The sequence below is a fragment of the Bacillus glycinifermentans genome (genome assembly GCF_001042475.2).
Classification (GTDB): Bacteria; Bacillota; Bacilli; order Bacillales; family Bacillaceae; genus Bacillus; species Bacillus glycinifermentans.
Genome location: NZ_LECW02000062.1, coordinates 1 through 698, shown reverse-complemented (window position 1 = coordinate 698; position 698 = coordinate 1). Strand labels below are relative to the sequence as shown.

General features: G+C 40.3%; 1 protein-coding gene. It reads left to right on the top strand.

Features of this window, described 5'->3' with window-relative positions:
* Positions 1 to 211: 211 nt before the first annotated feature.
* Entirely contained in the window at positions 212 to 592 is a 381-nt protein-coding gene (locus AB447_RS23125; RefSeq protein WP_003185369.1) for an ArpU family phage packaging/lysis transcriptional regulator, read from the top strand.
* Positions 593 to 698 lie beyond the last annotated feature (106 nt).

Genomic DNA, 698 nt, shown 5'->3' with positions numbered 1-698 from the left:
TCTCTTGCCGATTGCGGGCCAGATTCGGAATATCTTGGAACAGTCTTTGAAAATCCTGATCTATTGGAGGCGGCGAGCGCCGATAAGGAGGAGTTATGATTTATCTAATTATAGGAATCGTCATTCTTGCCGCTCCATTAATCTGGATAGAGATTATGGAAAGACGGATTCAGGAATGGGAAAAAGAAAAATGAACGAATGGAGGGAAAGGATGTCAAAAGAACAGCTATCTTTTCTCGATGATGTGGATGAAAAAGCCGTTCGAAAAATAGTCATCAAAGAACTGAAAAATTACCGCGCTCTTAAAGTCCAATTAGAGAATAAAAAAGAATGTTCGTCTGCCGGCATAAACATTTTCCCTTCCCTCCGGGATTCATTTACCGTTAATGAACTCAAAGTCAAACAGATGGAACGGGCTTTACAAAACAGCTTGGACGATGAGGAACGTTTAATTATCGAAAAGAAATACCTGACGGCTGCCAGGGTGAAAGACATCAATATTTATATGGAACTCGGCATGAAAAAGGATACCTATTATGAAATAAAGCAGCGGGCAATCTGCCGTATTGCAACAGCACTCGGAATTATCTGAGTGCTTTTTTCATCGAGAAAAACCCGACAAAATCCCGACATTTTTCCGATAATCGGGGGGATAAAGAGGGGGAATTTTTATGCGTAATTTATCGATAAGATTTACT